The 18,643-nt window shown below is 46.5% G+C and carries 17 protein-coding genes; 9 read left to right on the forward strand and 8 right to left on the reverse strand.

The annotated features are described in order from the left end of the window. Positions 1–74 precede the first annotated feature (74 nt). Both AC1DPK_RS04680 and AC1DPK_RS04685 read right to left on the reverse strand, forming a co-directional pair. Positions 75–1,478, reverse strand: coding sequence for an MATE family efflux transporter (locus AC1DPK_RS04680; RefSeq protein WP_477509485.1), 1,404 nt, complete (start codon positions 1,476–1,478; stop codon positions 75–77). Between the two features lie 454 nt (positions 1,479–1,932). Further along, entirely contained in the window at positions 1,933–2,151 is a 219-nt protein-coding gene (locus AC1DPK_RS04685) for a hypothetical protein (RefSeq protein WP_339205532.1), read from the reverse strand. A gap of 284 nt (positions 2,152–2,435) precedes the next feature. Between AC1DPK_RS04685 and AC1DPK_RS04690 the strand changes: the two genes are divergently transcribed. From AC1DPK_RS04690 to AC1DPK_RS04725, 8 genes are all read left to right on the forward strand, one after another. Further along, positions 2,436–3,197 (forward strand): hypothetical protein, encoded by a 762-nt coding sequence (locus tag AC1DPK_RS04690; RefSeq protein ID WP_477509486.1) that lies wholly within the window; start codon positions 2,436–2,438, stop codon positions 3,195–3,197. A 138-nt stretch (positions 3,198–3,335) separates the two neighbouring features. Beyond that, a complete protein-coding gene (locus tag AC1DPK_RS04695; protein ID WP_339205534.1) occupies positions 3,336–3,839 on the forward strand; it encodes a hypothetical protein in 504 nt (167 codons plus the stop codon). A gap of 173 nt (positions 3,840–4,012) precedes the next feature. After that, the gene (locus tag AC1DPK_RS04700; protein ID WP_076266379.1) at positions 4,013–4,498 is read left to right on the forward strand and encodes a hypothetical protein; all 486 of its coding nucleotides are present in this window, start codon (positions 4,013–4,015) and stop codon (positions 4,496–4,498) included. Between the two features lie 167 nt (positions 4,499–4,665). Continuing rightward, the gene (locus AC1DPK_RS04705; protein ID WP_477509487.1) at positions 4,666–6,933 is read left to right on the forward strand and encodes a PAS domain S-box protein; all 2,268 of its coding nucleotides are present in this window, start codon (positions 4,666–4,668) and stop codon (positions 6,931–6,933) included. Between the two features lie 145 nt (positions 6,934–7,078). Then, positions 7,079–8,674: a histidine kinase N-terminal 7TM domain-containing diguanylate cyclase gene (locus AC1DPK_RS04710; RefSeq protein ID WP_477509488.1), complete on the forward strand. Its 1,596-nt coding sequence runs from the start codon at positions 7,079–7,081 to the stop codon at positions 8,672–8,674. A gap of 36 nt (positions 8,675–8,710) precedes the next feature. Beyond that, entirely contained in the window at positions 8,711–10,078 is a 1,368-nt protein-coding gene (locus AC1DPK_RS04715; RefSeq protein WP_477509489.1) for a TrkH family potassium uptake protein, read from the forward strand. A gap of 87 nt (positions 10,079–10,165) precedes the next feature. After that, complete coding sequence (locus AC1DPK_RS04720) at positions 10,166–10,873, forward strand: futalosine hydrolase (protein ID WP_477509490.1); 708 nt, start codon at positions 10,166–10,168, stop codon at positions 10,871–10,873. Position 10,874: 1 nt separating this feature from the next. Then, complete coding sequence (locus AC1DPK_RS04725; RefSeq protein WP_477509491.1) at positions 10,875–11,705, forward strand: 1,4-dihydroxy-6-naphthoate synthase; 831 nt, start codon at positions 10,875–10,877, stop codon at positions 11,703–11,705. Positions 11,706–12,029: 324 nt separating this feature from the next. On the opposite strand, the gene AC1DPK_RS04730 is transcribed toward AC1DPK_RS04725, so the two are convergent. The 5 genes from AC1DPK_RS04730 to AC1DPK_RS04750 form a co-directional block, all read right to left on the reverse strand. Next, complete coding sequence (locus AC1DPK_RS04730; protein WP_441878476.1) at positions 12,030–12,410, reverse strand: ArsR/SmtB family transcription factor; 381 nt, start codon at positions 12,408–12,410, stop codon at positions 12,030–12,032. Between the two features lies 1 nt (position 12,411). Continuing rightward, positions 12,412–12,840 carry an SRPBCC family protein gene (locus AC1DPK_RS04735; RefSeq protein ID WP_477509492.1) on the reverse strand — a complete coding sequence of 143 codons (429 nt, stop codon included), beginning with the start codon at positions 12,838–12,840 and terminating at the stop codon, positions 12,412–12,414. A gap of 201 nt (positions 12,841–13,041) precedes the next feature. Further along, a complete protein-coding gene (locus AC1DPK_RS04740; protein ID WP_477509493.1) occupies positions 13,042–13,368 on the reverse strand; it encodes a FlxA-like family protein in 327 nt (108 codons plus the stop codon). 201 nt (positions 13,369–13,569) lie between these two features. Continuing rightward, positions 13,570–14,751 carry an amidohydrolase family protein gene (locus tag AC1DPK_RS04745; protein WP_477509494.1) on the reverse strand — a complete coding sequence of 394 codons (1,182 nt, stop codon included), beginning with the start codon at positions 14,749–14,751 and terminating at the stop codon, positions 13,570–13,572. 98 nt (positions 14,752–14,849) lie between these two features. After that, complete coding sequence (locus AC1DPK_RS04750; RefSeq protein WP_477509495.1) at positions 14,850–16,097, reverse strand: amidohydrolase family protein; 1,248 nt, start codon at positions 16,095–16,097, stop codon at positions 14,850–14,852. 244 nt (positions 16,098–16,341) lie between these two features. On the opposite strand from AC1DPK_RS04750, the gene AC1DPK_RS04755 reads away from it, so the two are divergent. Further along, complete coding sequence (locus tag AC1DPK_RS04755; protein ID WP_477509496.1) at positions 16,342–18,012, forward strand: PucR family transcriptional regulator; 1,671 nt, start codon at positions 16,342–16,344, stop codon at positions 18,010–18,012. A 72-nt stretch (positions 18,013–18,084) separates the two neighbouring features. On the opposite strand, the gene hxlB is transcribed toward AC1DPK_RS04755, so the two are convergent. Next, on the reverse strand, positions 18,085–18,642 hold the full coding sequence (hxlB, locus tag AC1DPK_RS04760; RefSeq protein WP_477509497.1) for a 6-phospho-3-hexuloisomerase: 558 nt from the start codon (positions 18,640–18,642) through the stop codon (positions 18,085–18,087). Position 18,643: the final 1 nt, after the last annotated feature.

The following is an 18,643-nucleotide window of genomic DNA, read 5'->3' on the forward strand; positions in this document are numbered from 1 at the left end:
CAGTGAAGTGGTTAAACTTCTCTGATGTCCATTATTCATTATGATTTGAGCGAGCAGCTTTGCCTTAGCTCATCTTAACCCTGCAAAACTGCGGATTTCTCCTTATTATCACGCTTAACGAGCCCATATTTCTCCCATTTTCTACTCTTCCATCGGAAAAACATAATAACGGCTCGCAGCCATTCATCTGCTGCAATCGCCAGCCAAATACCAGCGAGGCCCATATCAAGCTGGAATACGAAGAAGTAGCCAAGCGGCAAGCTCATTGCGACCATAGAACCCATTCCGATATACAGAGGGTACTTTGCATCGCCTGATGCACGCAGTGAGTTGATAAGCACGATATTAATCGTACGGCCAGTCTCCAGCACGATGCTTAGCAGGAGCACATTTATGCCCAGCCGAACAATTTCCTCATCGTCCGTAAACATTCGCATGAGCGGCTCGCGGAACAAAATAACGAGCAACACGGCAAGCAAGGTTACGGCACTTGCCCAGCGCACGCTTTTCCATACTTGACGGTAGGCAATCGTTTGCTCGCCTGCACCGACCATCCTGCCTACGATAATCGCAGTACCCATGCCAATTGCGAAGGCAAACAGGTACGTAAACATCGAAATATTATTCGCATAGTTTTTCGCCGCCAAGGAGGCCGCGCCAAGATACGTAGCATAATACAAAAATACGATTTGGCATGCCTGATACATCACTTGCTCCAATGCAGACGGAATGCCGATTCTCAGTATTTTAAGGATATACTCCTTGGACAATGCAATATAATACTTGATTTCAATCCGTACTGACATAATCCGGTACAGCATCCAGAAGAAGACGATGAGCGCTAAACCACGGCTAATGACTGATGACAACGCCGCACCTTGAACTCCCATCTCCGGAAATCCGAATTTCCCGAAAATAAGCAAATAGTTTCCGATAATATGAACGATATTCATGCCAAGCGATACGAACATCGCTTCCTTTGTAAAACCGTGTACACGAATAATGGCAGATATCGAGTTGATGATAGCTTGAAGGAAAATCATGCCGCCTACAATGGCTAAATAGCTTTTCGCATGTTCAAGTATTTCACCTTGCAAATTTAACGTTTGCAGCAAATGTCCGCCGAACAACACGAACATAAGGCTTATAAAAATCCCGACTACTAGATTGAGCGAGATTGCGAGCGCTGATATTTTGGCAGCTTCTACATACTTGCGAGAACCGATATATTGCGCAACGACTATGGATGCCCCGTTGCCGATTACCTCTAATAGTAAGATTGCTATATGCAAATATTGATTTGATGCACCAACGCCGGATACCGCATTATCCGAAATTGCACTCAGCATCAGCGTATCTGCAATACCCATCAGCATAAACAAAAAGATTTCTAAAAATATGGGCCATGTCAGAAAAAATAAGCTTAAGCCCTTCTGATCCTTTTGCCCTGTTCCATTACCAGCCTCTGCTGTTGTCATGCTGTCACCTGCTTCTATTATAAAAAGTAAAACACAAGGTATCGTAGCATATAAAATAGCTTATTGCACGTTAGAATCGTACCTTTACATAAATAATTTTTTTGTATTTCTTCTACTAAAACAATCTTCCTATAATGCCGAGTCGTTACCTTTTTAGAAGCAGAAGATTCACAGTTAGAAAGAAAAATCAACTTTTAAACATGTTATAATTAGTGTCTAATTTTATTCAACGATACAGTAACAAATAAGGAGTGTACCTCATGAATTCAATATTGTTTATTGCAGCGTGGGCTATAGTTGGCATTTCTATTGGCGGTCTAATCGTGGTTTTTAAAAATAGATCTAAGAAATAAGTATAATCCAGCCTTTTTTACAATAAAAAAAGACTGTACTTGGGTCGCCAAAGCAACCTAAGAACAGTCTTTCTCTTTATAATATAAAATGATAGATATCATTATTGCTCTTCAGACTCTTCCTCAGCTGCTTCTTCTTCAGCTGACTCTTCTTCTGCTTCCTCAGAGGATTCTTCCTCCGTAGCTGCAGCAGCTTCTTCCACTTCTTCTTCCAGTTCAGCCTCAACAGCTTCTACTACTTCTTCAGCTGGAGCCTCTTCCGAAATCAGTTCAGCGGTTTCTTCCACGCCTTCTTGAACTACTTCTTCTTCTTGGCTCATGTTTATTCACCTCCTACTTCTTATTACCTTAATTGTAGCGCTTTCATAGAACTAAACAAGAGGTGTAAAATGTCGTTTCATAGGAACTATTTCCGCATTTTGTATTGTTCGATTCCATTTGCGTTTCTTCGACTTTTTTTCCCCGCCAGAGGTCTAGTACTTCGTTCCGACTTACGGCGGTTTTGCATAACAGATGAACTAGATAAGATGTATAACGACTAGTAAAATCGCTTCTATAATATAACTGTATAAGGTGCTATCATTACTTTCAGGGGGCTCATTCCATGCATTATTTATTCATTTATTTTGAACTCGGCACGTTAATGCTCTTTGTCATTTTTTCATTAATAGTTGCTGCCAAAGCATCTAAACTGGCTTATAGCCAAACTGAGCAGCAGCTTAATTACAAAACACGCAAGCTGTTATTTTGGTCTGTTTGCTTAAGCTTCCTTACGGTGGGAATTGCTGCAGCAGACTTAATACTGGCTTCGATGACGCATCCTCAGTTTTGGACACATCGGCTGCTCATTCACACGCCGTTTGCTATCATTCCAGTGCTGCTCATTTGGCTGGGTTCTTACCCAAAAATGCGCAGGCTCATACGGCGAACGAACGCCCGGACTGATAATGCTAATGATGTAGCACGGCGCCGCCAAGCATCCGATCCCGTACTTATTGTTCCCTTTCAGCTAGCACCGCTTTGCTCATTTGCCATGCTTTATTTTGCTTTTATTCCGCCTCATTCATTCCGCTGGTCTTTCGTGACAATGACGACCACCTTCTTTTTGTTTATTGCTTGCATCGTCTGGATGCTTCAAACTCACCGCAACCAACTTGCAGCGGAGGCACCACCTGTTTACCGCCCTTGGCTGCGCAAATTGCGCCATACTGGCGTTCTACTCGTTGTTTTAGCCATACTGGGCATTCCCTTTATGATGGCCTTTGAGGGCAATCGCCTGTCTGAGCGGCTAAGCATCATCCCCGACGGAATAGATGAAGCTTTTTCTCTGCATCCCTCGGAGCGCCAAATTGTCATCCAGCACTGACAACCCCTATGCAGAGGAGGAGTGAGTACTAGACTTTAGTCCAGCTAACCATTTTACCTACAGCAGGAGGACAGTTAATTTCAATGTATGCTATGCTGAATTCAGCTAATAAAACGTTGATTGGGGTGCAATAAAACAATGAAGCTAAAAACCATTAGCGGGTTTGTCCTCCTGCTGCTCGGAGCTGTATTATTTCTAAACCAAGGCGAAGAATTTGGCCCAGGCAAAATATTTGCCTACTTCTGGCCATCGTTATTCGTCATACCCGTTGGGCTTTTCTTCCACTGGCTGTACTTCTCCATGATTGGCAGACGTGGATCAGGCCTATTAATTCCGGGAGGCATTTTGTTCACTGCAGGTGTCGTTTGTCAGATCGCTATGTTATTCAACAATTGGGGGTACATGTGGCCGGGCTTTATTCTCGCCGTTGCCATTGGCTTGTTCGAATTTTATTGGTTCGGCAATCGGAACAAATGGCTGCTTATTCCCATTAACATTTTGACTGTGTTGTCTATTCTCTTCTTCGCCGTCTTCTCCATTGGCTCCCTCTACAGCAAGTTTTTACTCAGCCAGCCGATCATTGCGATCATCCTTATTCTCTGCGGCGCTGTCATCCTGCTGACGAAGAAGAAAGACATCTAACAACTCCCTCTTATGGTATGGTATAATCACATGCATCGCGAACCTAAGCACATGCTTACGAGGTGGTTTGCTTCGCAAACCTAAGATTATGCTTACGAGGTGGTTTGCTTCGCAAACCTAAGATTATGCTTACGAGGTGGTTTGCTTCGCAAACCTTTAGGAGGAAATAAAAGATGTTGTCTTTTGAACAAAAGCTTGCAATAATTGAAGGCTTTCCTGAATTAGAACGGAAGGATGTTTCTCTTGGCCGCACGAACTTCCATTACGAAGAAAGCGCACATGAGAAAAAGTCGGTCGTGCACCATCTGCATCCGAACGGAAACGGTTATGTTTTCGCTGGCTTAGTTAAAGGTGTAGCAACCGATGACAAAGGCCTAGTCAACATTCGCGATTTCAACGAGGAAGAGCTTCGCTCGCTTATTGAGAAATCGATCCATTCTCTATCCATCGCACCGCCAGAGAAACCGGAATCGAAGAAAAAGAAAAAGCAAAAGGCACCGCAAGAAGAGCGCTGGATCGGACCGGACAATGCTGTGCTAACACTGCTGTTCGAAGAAGATCTTTGGTATCTATATGCCGACTTGAATCTGGAATCCGCTTTCGAGACCTACGAGGAAGCTGAGCAGTACTTAGAAGAAGAGCAATTCTCACGTGCCTAGCCGATACATGGCAACGAATGTTTGTTCATAGGTACCAAAATCCGTATTGCTTCATAAAAGGAGAAACGATTGCTGTTTCTCCTTTTTTCTGTGCGCCTAAACAGGATTTTTGTCATTCCGTGTCTAATTGTAAGTAGGAGCATCTTAGACCGTGGGAGGAATTATTTTTGTCGATTAAAGCTAAGCTATCCTTCTCCATATCCATAATAGTAGCTGTCATACTGACACTAAGCACCTTGCTCTATTACTACACAACAAAAACTGAAGCTGAGGCTAATCTAGAAGTTCAGTTTACTAATATTGCAAAGCAAATAAGCAGTACTGTCGAAGCGTCAGAGAACGCCCGCCAGTACATGGAGGACACGCTTGGCGACAAGCTGCGCATTGCCTCTCTAGCGGCAAAGTCACAGCTGGATCCCGAAATTAAAAATGTAACAAATGAGCAGCTCGTAAAGCTTAGCGCTCAGCTTGGCGTCGATCATATTACATTATGGCAGCGCTTTGGAAACGATGTTGTTGCGAAACGTTCCTCAGACCCCAATGAAATTAATATGAGCTCAAAAACCTGGGATTACTGGCATGTTGCCTTTTTACAGCTTTTCGACAAACAAGAAGTAAACATTGTGCAAGGTCAGAAGCTCAAAAACTTCTGGTCAGGCCCGTTTAATTTCTCAACGTCGGATCCGTCCGAAATTCGCAAATGGGGCTATTACTATGACGGTTCAACAAACTATATCATCAATCCATACGTCAACGCTCAAGTGCTGCTTGATTTCGACTATACCATTGGGACAGATGCAATCGTTAACAAGATCATTGCCGATCAATCCGATATTCTAGAAGTTACCGGATTCGACCTTGAGTTTTACGGCAAGGACAAAATTATTAAATACAAACAAGGCATTCCCGTTTACAACCTCGACGTTCGAGCCATCCCGTTTGGCGACTATAACTATCAGGATCAATCAAACGATTTTTTAAATATTCAACAAGTCAATAAAACCGGTAAGAGCCTTACTGTCAAAAGAAACATCAACGGCGTTCCGGTTATCAAAAACTTTATCCCGATTAAGACGAACAAAAACTATGTGTTTAGCGTCGTTTTTGATCAGAAAGCGATTCAAAAGCCCGTTAATCAGCTGCTGGTTATGCAATTTGTCATTTCACTTGGACTCGTGCTTATTACGATGATTGCGAGCTATTTCATAGCCGGCTTCATGCTGCGCGGTCTCAATCAAGTTTTACGTAAAGTAAACGCGATTGCTGCAGGAGATTTTGGGGAAGTCATTACGATTCGCAGCGAGGACGAATTAGGCTTGCTTGCCTCTCGTGTCGATACGATGGGCAATAATCTAAATCATTATACAACTCAGCTTAAAGCTGCTGCAGAAGAGCTGCAAAGCACGAAGCAGTATTTGGAATCATTCGTCAATCATACATCGGACGCCATTCATGTTACTGATTTGGAAGGCCATGTCATACAGGTCAATATCGCTTTTGAAAAAATGTACGGCTGGAGCCAAGAAGAAGCGCTTGGCATCACGCTTGATAACGTTCCGCGAGGCTACTTAAGCTCACACCAAGAGCTTGAGGCCACTGTACTGCGAGGCGGCTCTGTAACGGATTATGAAACAGTGCGTTACAGTAAATCCGGCAATCTCATCGATCTCAGCATTACGATTTCTCCTATTCGCGACGAGCTGGGCACCATTATTGCGATTGCCACTATATCTCGGAATATTACTTCACGCAAACAAACAGAAGAGATCATTAGGCGGTCTGAGAAGCTATCGGTCGTTGGGCAAATTGCTGCGGGCGTGGCGCATGAGGTTCGCAATCCGCTTACGACACTGCGTGGCTTTGTACAGTTGCACAAGCAGACCGGCTCGTTATCGCCAGCTCATCTTGAGATTATGCTTGGCGAGCTCGATCAGATTAATATGATCGTCAGCGAGTTTCTCGTATTCGCTAAGCCGCAGGCCACGATCTATCAGCCTGTGAATATCATCCGCCTCGTTGGCGATATTATGATGCTGCTCGATTCAGAGGCAAAGATGAGCAATGTGCAGCTTGCCCTGCTCGCGGAAGCCGAGCTTCCTGAGGTGATTGGCGAGGCTAATCAGCTGAAGCAGGTTTTCGTAAATATTATGAAAAACGGCATTGAATCGATGACCAGCGGCGGCGTACTCTCCGTGAAGGTGGCGTGTGATGCAAATCGAGTAATCATCCTGCAATTTATCGATCAAGGCTGCGGAATTGCCGAGAGTGATTTGCTTCGCCTAGGAGAGCCTTTCTTTACGAATAAAACGAGCGGAAATGGTCTCGGCCTTATGGTAAGCCAACAGATTATCGCTGCGCATAAGGGCACCATTGTGTTCCACAGCGAGCTCGGCTCAGGCACCTGCGTTGAAATATCATTGCCAACGGACAGCTAGGATAACGACCTTGCTGTCCGGTTTTATATTATTTTGTAGAAAATTAAGCTACTATGGTAAAATGTGTCCGTAGCCTATTACCCATCCATAGTTTTTTTTAATAAGTACGTATTATCATTCCGCTACATTGGGAGTCGCTTATGTCATGACTATGAATTCCCCTATGTCACAGTACATTATTATTGTCATTATTTCAGGCGTTCTTAGCGTGCTGCTTGCCATATATGCTTATTACAACAAGAATAAATTTTCAGGCATGAGCGTGTTTATGTGGATGACCGTTCTATCAGCCGTATACACCTTTGCTTTCGCATTTGAGCTTGCCAGCGATTCGCTTCAAGAAATTCGCTTTTGGTTAAACATTGAATATATAGGCATGCCCTTTATCGCTCCTTACAGCCTCCTGCTCATCATGCACTATGTTGGGCTAAATAAATTCAATACGTTCAAAAAATCATGGGTCTTATTCGTTATTCCTGCCATAACGCTGCTCATGGTCACAACCAACGAATATCATAATCTCTTTTATAAAAACTTATATTTGCGGCCTCATGTTGCTACAACAGTGGTGGATGTAGTGCCTGGCATCTGGTATTACGTACATGGCGGATACACTTTTGGATCTATGCTCGCCAGCTTGTTTATATTGGCGCGTCATTGGCAGAAGACAAAATCCATTTATCGCAAGCAAATGCTCACACTGGCAGTAGGCATTTCGCTCCCTATGTTAGGGGCACTTATGTATGTGCTTGGTCAAACTCCGCTTGGGATGGACCCTGTTCCGATTCTTATGTGTGTGACCTCCATATTGTATGTCACATCCATATTCTCGACTGCGCTGCTGACCGTTGCGCCTATCGCGCGGGAACATATCTTTGAGAGCATGCGCGACGGCGTTCTCGTTCTTAATTTAGAAAACCAAATCATGGACTTTAATGGCGCAGCCACAACGATTATTCCTGCGCTTACTCCTTTGGCGATTGGCCAGAAGCTGGATCACATTTGGAAGCGCGGAGCCGAATCAGGCGCCTTTTCCTTCGGAATGGACGAAACCGGAGAGTACGAGCAGGAGTTCAAATGGATTCGAGGCGGGGAAACGTTCTACTACCGGATAAGAGCCTCCAACCTATTAAAGCCAAATGGCCAGCTTGCTGGCAGAACCATCGTGATGATCGATGTGACGGAATACACGCTGCTTCAGAATAAACTGCGCCATCTCGCGGAAATTGATGGGCTTACTTCTATTTATAATCGAACCTTCTTTATGGAAAAAAGCAGACAGCTTCTTTCCTCTGCCCATCAAACGAAGCAGCCGCTTTCGTTTATTTTGTTTGATATCGATTATTTCAAACAAATCAACGACCGTTATGGGCATAGCTTAGGCGATTTTGCATTACAGCATGTCGTAATGATTTGCCAGCAAACGCTCCCGGCTGATGCCTTATTCGGACGTTATGGCGGAGAAGAGTTCGCTATAAGCTTGCCGAATACATCACTTGTACAAGCTGGTCAAATCGCTGAGCAGCTCCGTGCAGCCATTGCCGGAAATCCGCTCTACAGCGCGGCTAGAGCGATATCCATAACCGCTAGCTTCGGGGTCGCTGAGGCAAAATCCGCCGATGTTCCGCTTGAAGCGCTATTAAGTGAAGCAGACGTGGCACTCTACCAATCCAAGCATAGCGGAAGAAACGCTGTGCATTTATCCAATCAGGACCGTGTACATGCAAATCAACAAAAATAACCATACTAGCATGAAAGAGATAGGTGGGATGACTTCATGTTTAAATTTGCCGCCTTGCGCGACATTTTGCGTTTTCGGCCAAGTCCTCCGCAAGTGATGACCTTCGGCTTTATATTTCTTATATTGATTGGCGCCGAGCTCTTATCGCAGCCTATATCTTATTCGAGTGACGTTTCGCTTTCTTATCTGGATGCTTTGTTTATGTCCACCAGCGCAATTTGCGTAACAGGACTTACTGTATTAAATCCCGGCACTCATTTTTCCACATTCGGTCAGGTTGTCATCATCGCATTAGCCCAAATCGGCGGATTAGGTTTTATGACGATGGCAACCTTATTTGCTTTGCTGTTTCGCAAGCGTATTTCGTTTCGGGAGCGGCTCGTGCTGCAAGAATCCATGAACTATGGTTCGACAGAAGGCATCGTACGCATGATTCGTAAAGTTCTACTCTACGCTCTAGTCATCGAGTTAACCGGAGCGGTACTGCTTAGCAGCTATTTCATGCTGGAAATGCCGGTCGGGAAGTCGATTTATTTTGGCATTTTCCATAGTATTTCTTTTTTCAACAATGCTGGCTTTGATTTGTTTTCCCAATTTCCCGAACGGGCAAGTAGTCTCATCCATTACGTGGAGGACCCGTTTGTAAATATCGTATCGATGCTGCTGATCTTTTTTGGCGGAATCGGGTTTATCGTCATATCAGAGCTCGTGAACTATCCAAAAAACAGAAAGCTCAGCTTACATAGCAAGGTTGTCTTGTCAGTTACCGGCCTTCTCACCGTAGTTGGCGCGATTGTTATTTTTGCCTTGGAGTTTTCCAATTCCAGTACGCTTCACCCGCTATCCGCAATCGGAAAAATTTTTGGCGCCTTGTTCCAATCGGTTACAGCTCGTTCAGCTGGTTTAAGTACGGTTGATCCCAGCATGCTGCGAGAGGTTACACAGTTTTTCATCATCCTGCTTATGTTTATCGGCGCGGGCCCCGGCTCAACGGGCGGCGGTATTCGTGTAACGACCTTCGCTATTCTCATTGGAGCAATCGTAGCGATGATGAGAGGAAAAGAAGATGTCGTCTTGTTCCGTTATCGCATTTCCAAAACCCAAATTCATCAAGCGATTATGTTCACCATGATTGCGTTCTCGATTATTTGCGGGGCGACCATGCTCCTCTCCATCACGGAGACAGGGTCTTTTCTTGCCATATTGTTTGAAGCGACCTCAGCCTACTGTACGGTGGGCATGTCAGCAGGACTAACGAGCCACTTGAGCGAAATCGGAAAAATTATTATTATTTTGCTTATGTTTGTCGGACGGCTAGGGCCTGTCACGTTGGCCTTTGCGCTTAACACACGTACCAAAAAAGAGCTCTACCGCTACCCTGAAGGCAAGATCACGATTGGGTAAGCTCGCATTTGCATCAATAATCTAGTGAATGATACGATAGCTAAAGGCTAGTCGTTCCGGAAGGCTACTAAAGGAGTTAACGTCATCATGATTAAAAATTCACATAACGATTCGATACTGGAATCTCGTGAGGAATGGCGCCATAGCAGTAAACGAGTGCTGATCGTGACTGCGGTTGATGCCGAGCGCGATGCGGTTCTCCGTGGGCTAGATGGGTTAAACCGTGTCGACGTCATAACAGCTGGAGTAGGCGCAGCGTCGGCGGCAGCACGCACAGCGGCGTACTTAACTGCTGCAGCTGAATCCTACGATTTGGTCATAAGCGCAGGCATTGGCGGCGGTTTTGTCGGAAAAGCAGAGATAGGCTCATTAGTCGTTGCCGACCTCATTGTTGCTGCTGACCTAGGTGCCGAGACGCAGGATGGTTTCCTTAGCTTGGACGAGCTGGGGTTCGGATCAGCACGTATTGCAGTAAGCACGACTTGGAATGATCGTTTGTATGCTGCTATTCAATCAGCGGGCTTAACGGTTTGCAGCGGCGCTATTCTTACCGTTACAACAGCAACAGGTACGGCTGAGACCACTGCTGCGCTAAGCAAGCGAATCAGCGGTGCGTCTGCGGAAGGAATGGAAGGCCATGGCGTAGCAGTAGCTGCGTCCGCACTTGGTATTCCAGTTACTGAAATTCGCGCGATATCCAATGCGGTTGGACCGCGGGATCGCTCCGCGTGGCGCATTGGAGAAGCATTAGCCTCATTAGAAGCAGCTAGTAAAGCCATACGGGAGGTTTTTTAAAATGAATATCGCTTATTCACCCTGTCCAAATGATACTTTCGTTTTCCATGCTTGGGCGCACGGGCTTATTCCGGGTGCACCTGAGCTGGTCGTTACCTATGCCGATATCGATATTACGAACAATTGGGCTGCAAAAGGCAAAGGGCCCGAAGTCATGAAAATATCTTACGCTGCACTCCCTTGGGTATTGGAAGATTATAAGCTTCTACCTTGTGGAGGCGCGCTGGGCAGAGGCTGCGGGCCACTCGTATTAACTGCTGGGGAAATAAAAAGTGCTGCTGATCTAGCAGGCAAACGAGTAGCTGTACCAAGTGAGCGCTCAACCGCTTATCTTTTATTCCGATTATGGGCGGCTCAGCATATTCCGAACGGGGATCTCGAAATTGTCGTCATGCCCTTCCACGAAATTATGCCTGCAGTTCGCGATGGTCAAATCGATGCGGGGCTCGTTATTCATGAAGCCCGCTTCACTTATCCCACATATGGACTCAGCATGCTGACTGATCTTGGCAGCTGGTGGGAATCAGACACAGGCTTGCCTATTCCGCTTGGGGCCATCATCGCTAAGCGCTCATTGGACACAGATGCGATTACCAATTGGGTTCGCGCATCCGTTGAATATGCTTGGGCTAATCCCGAGGAATCTCGCCCCTATATTATGATGCATGCGCAGGAGCTCTCACCAGACGTTGCGCAGGCGCACATCGATTTATACGTCAATGAGTTTACTGGAAATCTAGGTGACGACGGGTATGCCGCGATAACTGCACTGCTTGGCCGTGCTGCTGAAGAAGGGCTCGTCCCAAGCTTCGACTTGTCACTGCTGCGCTAGTGTAAAGCTATTTAGAAACGAAGGCTTCGCAGCAGACCCGCTCCCATCTACACTGCATTTTCTTGCAATGTAGAAACTCATCTGCAGGCTGCTTGTGAGCTGCGCTTTTTGCAGCAAAATGAACAACAAAACCCCCAATTCCGACGAATTGGGGGTTTTCTATTATGATGGCCTCAACAGAGCAAAAGCGCTGCCTTACTTTTCACTAACCTTGTTTTCGCACGCGAACCGATCTGTTTAGTCCGCACTAAAAAAAGAGGCTGCACCTAAAGTAGAAAAATCTACGTTAGGAGCATCCTCTTCTACCACAGCTGCACTCTGACCTTACTTGCTGGAATCCTTTTCTATAACCGTAAGCGGGCCAAACGGGTCCGCAGATGAATCTTCATCTGCTTCGACAAAGCGCTTAAGCGCAAACAGTTTATTTTCCCAATAACGCTCATAATAGGCCAGCCATCGCTTCAGCTCAAGGAGAGGCTCAGGATCGAGCCGGTAACGCGTTTCCCGCCCAACCTTCCTATCCTTCACAAGCCCAGCATCCGCCAAAACACGCAAATGCTTCGAAACCGCCGTACGGCTCATCGTGAAATGACCGCTTATAACGGTAACCGGCAGCTCCTCATCCCCAAGCAAATGCAGCAGCTTGCGACGCGTTGGGTCAGCAATAGCCTGAAACACATCATGCTTTGGTGCGGGCTTAGCCATATTAGGCCTCTACATAAGTGCTAAGTTTCTGAACAAGACCAACCCAGCCGCCTGACATGCGATCACGAACCTCTGCATGCGACTGTCCGAACTCAGTAACTTTGTTCGCATCCCAGCCAGAGTGAACAAGGGTGAATTCCGTTTTACCTTGCAAATCAGACAGTTCGAAGCTGAGCGACCAATCCTTGCCCCATTCAAAGGTAAGGCGCGTCGGCGGTTCAAGCACGGTTACTTTGCAAGGGGAATTTCCGAAAGGCCCCGCTTCCAAATGAAATTCATAACCGAGCTCCGCTTGAAAATTGTTCGGCATAAACCATGCGGCAATACCCTCGGATGTTGCAACAGCGTCCCATACTTTTTGAATCGGCGCGTTAAATATCAGCGTTTGTCTAATATCAGACAGCGTACCTTGTGTATTATTGTTTTCCAACTCATGACCTCCATTTAATGTATCTTGGCAGTTTATAGACAACGATATGAAACCATTTGGTTTCGTAACGAGATTATATAACACCTTTTGGTTGCACGTCAAATAGGTAAACCAAGCCAATCGCTAGTTTACCCATTTAACTCTTCCCTTATTTCATATCGTATTATTAGTGAAGTGCACCAAACGACTGCTTATTTTAAACTAAACACGCATGTCGAACGTCCGATCCGAATTTGCCACTTGCCCTATCGCAGCTTTTGGCGCCAGTGCGCTGACAGCTTCCTCGGAAGGAGCAGCCAAAGCAGCGCTTGTCTTCCCCTTCTGCTTTAAAATCTCCTGCTCCAGTTGCTGAATCTGCTGCTGAATAACCTGCGCTTTCTTGTCCTTGGTCGCTTGGTCATCCTTGCTGTCATTTACTTTTTCCAGCTCTGCCTGCAGGCTCGTCACCTGCTTCTCCAAGCTTGATGTATCCGTTGATACCGCCGAATAGGATACTTTGCTGCCGCTCGTTACAGATGATAGGTTCATCGTTTACTTCCTCTCTATGCTCGCTTTACCTTTGAAAGCCAAGCATACAGAAAAATAATGAACACCATATGAACGAGCGGCAGTACTGAGCAGTGAACCAGCCTTATATTGTGAGTCCTTTGTCTCTGTGATTGTCTCTGACTCTGTCATTGCCATTGACTCTATCTCTAACTAAGGCTATTCCTATTCCTATTCCTATTCCTATGCCTTGGTCATCGCTTCCGCCCATTTGCCGCCTACCAGCTTCCCGTTAGAGAAAGCCGCGGTGCGAGCCGGAGCATAAGCCAGTGCATGCTTCGCATTCAGCGCAGCTACCAGCATAAAGCTGGCAGGATCGCCTGCCTTGGGCGCAAGTGGCCCCGCTGAAATAAGCGGATAAGTTTGCAGTAGCTCGTCATCAAGTATCCAGCCGAATTTTTCTGCCAGCTTCGCACCTCTTGCTAGCAAATCGCCGTTGCCGAATGGGCTCCAAGCATCGAGAATATTATCCGAGCCGACGTGTACGCGAACGCCTTCTGCTACAAGCTGATCTACGCGAGGCATTGGTCTATCGAGTGGAACGCTCGTAATGATTGCTACGTCATTTGCTTTCAACTGCTGAGCGAGCTCTTTGGATTCTGCTTCGCTCACTTGCCCTAAGCAATACGCATGGCTAACTGCTGTTCTTCCGCCTTTATTCGCTTGTGCCGTCAGTTCAGCAAAGCGGCTTATCGTATATAGACCTAAGTGGCCGGGATCATGCAAGTGAAGGTCAACGCCCGCATTAAACTCTGCACTAAGCTCAAACATAGCTTCAAGACTCCGATCGACTTTGCGATCAAGCCCCGCCGGATCAACACCGCCGACATATTCGGCTCCAGCACGCAAAGCTTCCTTCATCACCTGCAAGGAATCCGATCGAAGTAGTCCCTGCTGCGGGAAAGCTACGATCTCCATTTCCATAATTCCTCGGTACTCTTCCCGTACGGTTAGCACATCCTCCAAATGGGAGATGCCGAGCTCTGGATCAACATCTACATGCGTCCGAATTTTGGTGGTGCCATGGCTGAGGAGCAAATCGATAAGACGACGCGCACGCTCGGCTGCCGTAGTCGGCAGTGAAGCCAGCATGGACTTCTCAAACGCCAATTGTCCGGGCAATGTGATAAAAGGCTGCAGCGGCTTCCACGGCTCACCCAAAAAATGTTTGTCCAAATGGATATGCATATCGGTCATCGCCGGCAAATACTGCAATCCCTCAGCATCCCTTACGCTACCCGTGTTCACGCCAGCAGAATCATTATTGCTTGGCGTTAGTTTTGAAATCGTACCCTTCTGCAAGTCTAGTGTCATATCAAATAAACGATCATTAATAAGAACTCGATTTAGTTGTGTGATGTTCATCTTTTCCACCCTCTACCATTTTATTGGATTAATATGTGCCTAGTTAGGCTGTTATCATACGAATACCTTGTAATTATACGGACATTCGAGATCAAAGCTTAGGCTTGTAAAAAACCTTGCAAGCTGCTCGTGACATGGGTCTCTGCCACCTTAACACCACGTTTCCATACCGTTCTGTGCTCCGGCTTACCGAGTAGAATGTCCCGTTCGGACGGTTCTGCAAATAACACCATATCAGCTTCTGAGCCCAGCTGCAGTCCATAGCTCTTGATCCCGAGCGCTCTTGCGGCTCCCTCTGTCAGCATCTTAATCAATTGGCGAGCATCGCCTTCACCGCCCATATATGCGGTTATTGCAAGCAGCCATGCGATCTCCAGCGGATCGGCTTTGCCAAACGGAGTAAACGGGTTGCGTATATTGTTAACACCGACAACAACGTTCACCCCCTTCTCAAGCAGCATACCTACTGGCGTTAACCCGCGTCGCTGCTTCTCCTGATCACCTCTGCCGCCAATAAACAAGTCGGTGGCCGGCAGTGTCATGATATGAAGATCGGCTTCCTTAATCAGATCAGCAACAACTTCCGCTTGCCTGCGTTCCAGCGAACCGAGCGAGGTTACATGCCCTGCGGATACAAGGCCTTGCATCCCTGCTGCAATCGTTCTGTCAGCAATTTTAACAATTGCAAGCTGTTCGGGGTTATCCGAGAAATCAGCGTGAAAATCGATCGGCTTGCCGTATTTCTCCGCAAGTTCGAATACATACTGCAGATGCGCTTCAAGGTCATCATCCTGATACGTAATGCCGCCTACCACATCGCCTCCTGAACGCATGGCTTCATCCATGATTTCAGCCGTACCTGGACTTTTGAATATACCCTCTTGAGGAAACACTACAATTTGTATATCAAGGGCGTGTTTCACCTTCTCCTTCAGCTCAAGCACAGCCTCAAAGGCTGTCAAACCAAGGATAGGATCAATCTCCACATGGCAGCGCATATGCGTGACACCGCTGCGAATCGCTTCACGAATAACAGCAAGCGCACGCGACTTCATATCTGCCGGGGTGAAGTCATGCTTCATATCTGCGGTCATGCGAATCGCCCCAGATAAAGAGGCTGCTTCCTGAGTCATTCGCGAGAGCAGACAAGACTTTTCCAAATGAATATGTGGCTCTACAAAACCCGGCAGCAGCATCCCGCCAGCAGCGAGCTCTATGAGCTGTGCTTCGGGTACACATTCGCTCCCGCTTGGCGCTAGATACTCGATCTTTCCCTGCTGCACTCCAATATCCATGAGCCTTGTTTCATTCTGTAAACGAACTTGTGTGAGAAGTAAATCCAGCATTGTCCTCACCTCCGATTATCATGTGGACGATGAGACAAACCTTGCGGAGAGGCTCACCCATCAGTTGTTGTTTGGCATGTAAACCCTTGAAAAGAGCATACCTGCTTGCCTACGAACTGTCATTGTACGTTCAATACAAATCTTAATTATATTTTTAGATGAAACGTCTAACATAATCTTTACAGCATTCTTGAATACTGCTAGCTTTTATATCAGGAACTAAACCGGAGAGGGATGAATAAGAATGCTGCTCGAACAATTGCTGTTACACCCAATATTTTCTGGATCAACGGTCATTGCAGGCCACAGCGGCTTATCCCGTGTCGTTGAAACCGTTAATATTATGGATGCCCCCGACATCATTCATTTCTTAAAGCCTGGCGAGCTGCTGCTTACAAACGGCTACTTTATGAAGGAAAATCCTGAAGCTCTACTCGATCTGATATTGAAGATGAATCAATTGAAATGCTCTGGCCTGGCGGTAAAGACGAGACGTTTTGCCCTCGACATTCCCCAAGAGATCAAGGATGCGGCCGATCGTATCCCGTTTCCGATTATCGAAATCTCTTCGGTTGAACATTCGCTCGGAGAAATCTTGCAGCGCTCGACCAGCGTTATTTTAGATAATAAAAATGATGAACTGCAGCATTCGCTGACCGTCCACAAACAATTTGCTTCAATGATCATGAAAGGAAACGGTATTCCCGAAATTGTAACTGCCCTTACGCAGCTGCTTCACTCGCCTGTTGTGCTGCTTAACAGCAAGCTGCAGGTTACGTCTCACTCGCATCACTTCAAGCTGCCTAAGTTTCTGCCTCTCGTATCAGCAGTCGAAACCATTCTAAGCAGCCGGCCCTCTCTTCAAACTGCAGCACACCACTGCTTGCTTGATCCCGCTTTACACGAATACCGCCATGTAGCGATCTATCCGATATTCACCTATAGGCATGAGGGTTATTTGATTACCTTTCAGCCAAAACAAGCCCCATCAAACCAACATGACTTAACGCTAGAGCAGGCCTCGAACGTCATAGGCATGGAGATGTCGAAGCTGCAGGCGGTAAAGGAGCGTTCACGTCGGTACAAAAATGAATTTTTCTCCGATTTAATTGATGGTTTTATCGGTTCTGAACAAGAGGCTTTGCATCGCGGCAAAAAATACGGCCTTAAGCAAAAAGGGAAATATCTGCTTTTAGCTGCAAAGAAGGATGAGCAGACAAATCCTAGAGAGAGCCAAACAACTAATGCTGCGGCTCTGTTCGACGAGCGCCTGATCTCTGAGCGGGATGTGCAATATGAGCTGATTAAGCGCCATTTTTCCTTGCTGGGTGAAGTGTTTGTTATGTTTACCAAAAATGATTTGTTTGGGATGCTCTTGTTCATTCAAGAGTCCAAGTGGGAGGAGGATACGTTCCTCAAGCATTTATCCGCTATGACGTCTTTGCTGTTTGAGCAATCCCAGCTTAGCATCTCGCTTGGCGTCGGCAATCCGGTTACTAACGTACTTGATATCGGGCTGTCGTATAATGAGGCAGTCAAAGCGCTGCAAATCGGTTACCAAATGAAAAAAACGAGGTTTGTTCAGTCCTATCAATCCAAGGATATCAGCTATCTCTTCCGTATGATTCCCGATGACGAGCTGAAGCAGTTTTACGAGGAAACGTTTCAGTGCTTCTCTTCTATTGATGAAGCCGAGCAAAAGGAGCTGACGCGGACGCTGAATATGTATTACGATACACAATGCCAGCTCGTCGAAACGTCTAAACGGCTTTTTGTGCACCGCAATACGGTTATTTATCGATTGGACAAATGCGAGAAGCTGATGGGCATCAAGCTCAAAGATCCCACTGAAAGCCTTCGCTTCCGTATCGCCTTCGCTATCGAGCCGCTATTGCGAATAGATCCTAGTCGTTAGAAAGTTAGAAATAAAAAAAGGGACGATCCCCGGCCGCATTGCGCCCTAGAGAAAGTCCCTTCTAAACTACAGCTATTCTAAATTCGCATGATTGCCATACATCGCTTGTCCGCTTAACGCCTGCTTCTCCATCAATCGCAAAATAATAGCGTCGCATACAATCAGCAGCATTTGCTCAAATAATGAGCCCATCGGCTGAATCGTAGCCGCTTCATTCGCTGCCTGATCCTTCGGGGCGCCAGGCAGCTTGACGACGATGTCAGCCAAATTGCCGATCGTCGATGCCGGCGAGAGGGTTAACGCGCCTACCGCAGCTTCCAAGCTTCGCGCTTTCTCCGCCATCGGCACCAGCGATTTTGTCTCGCCAGAGCCGGAGCCAATTAGAAGCAAATCACCTTTGCTCAAGCTGCGCGTAACCGTCTCACCAACGACATACACATCCAAGCCGAGATGCATCAGTCTCATCGCGAACGCCCGCATCATCAGTCCCGAGCGGCCAGCTCCTGCCACGAATACGCGTCTTGCCGAGCCAACAGCTTCAGAAAACAGCTCCAATTGATCCTCTGACAGCTGACCCGAGGCTTGATTCAGCTCCTGCATGATAGCAGCTAGATTATTCTCTTTTGGCATC

It is taken from the genome of Paenibacillus sp. 01T424 (assembly GCF_056398745.1).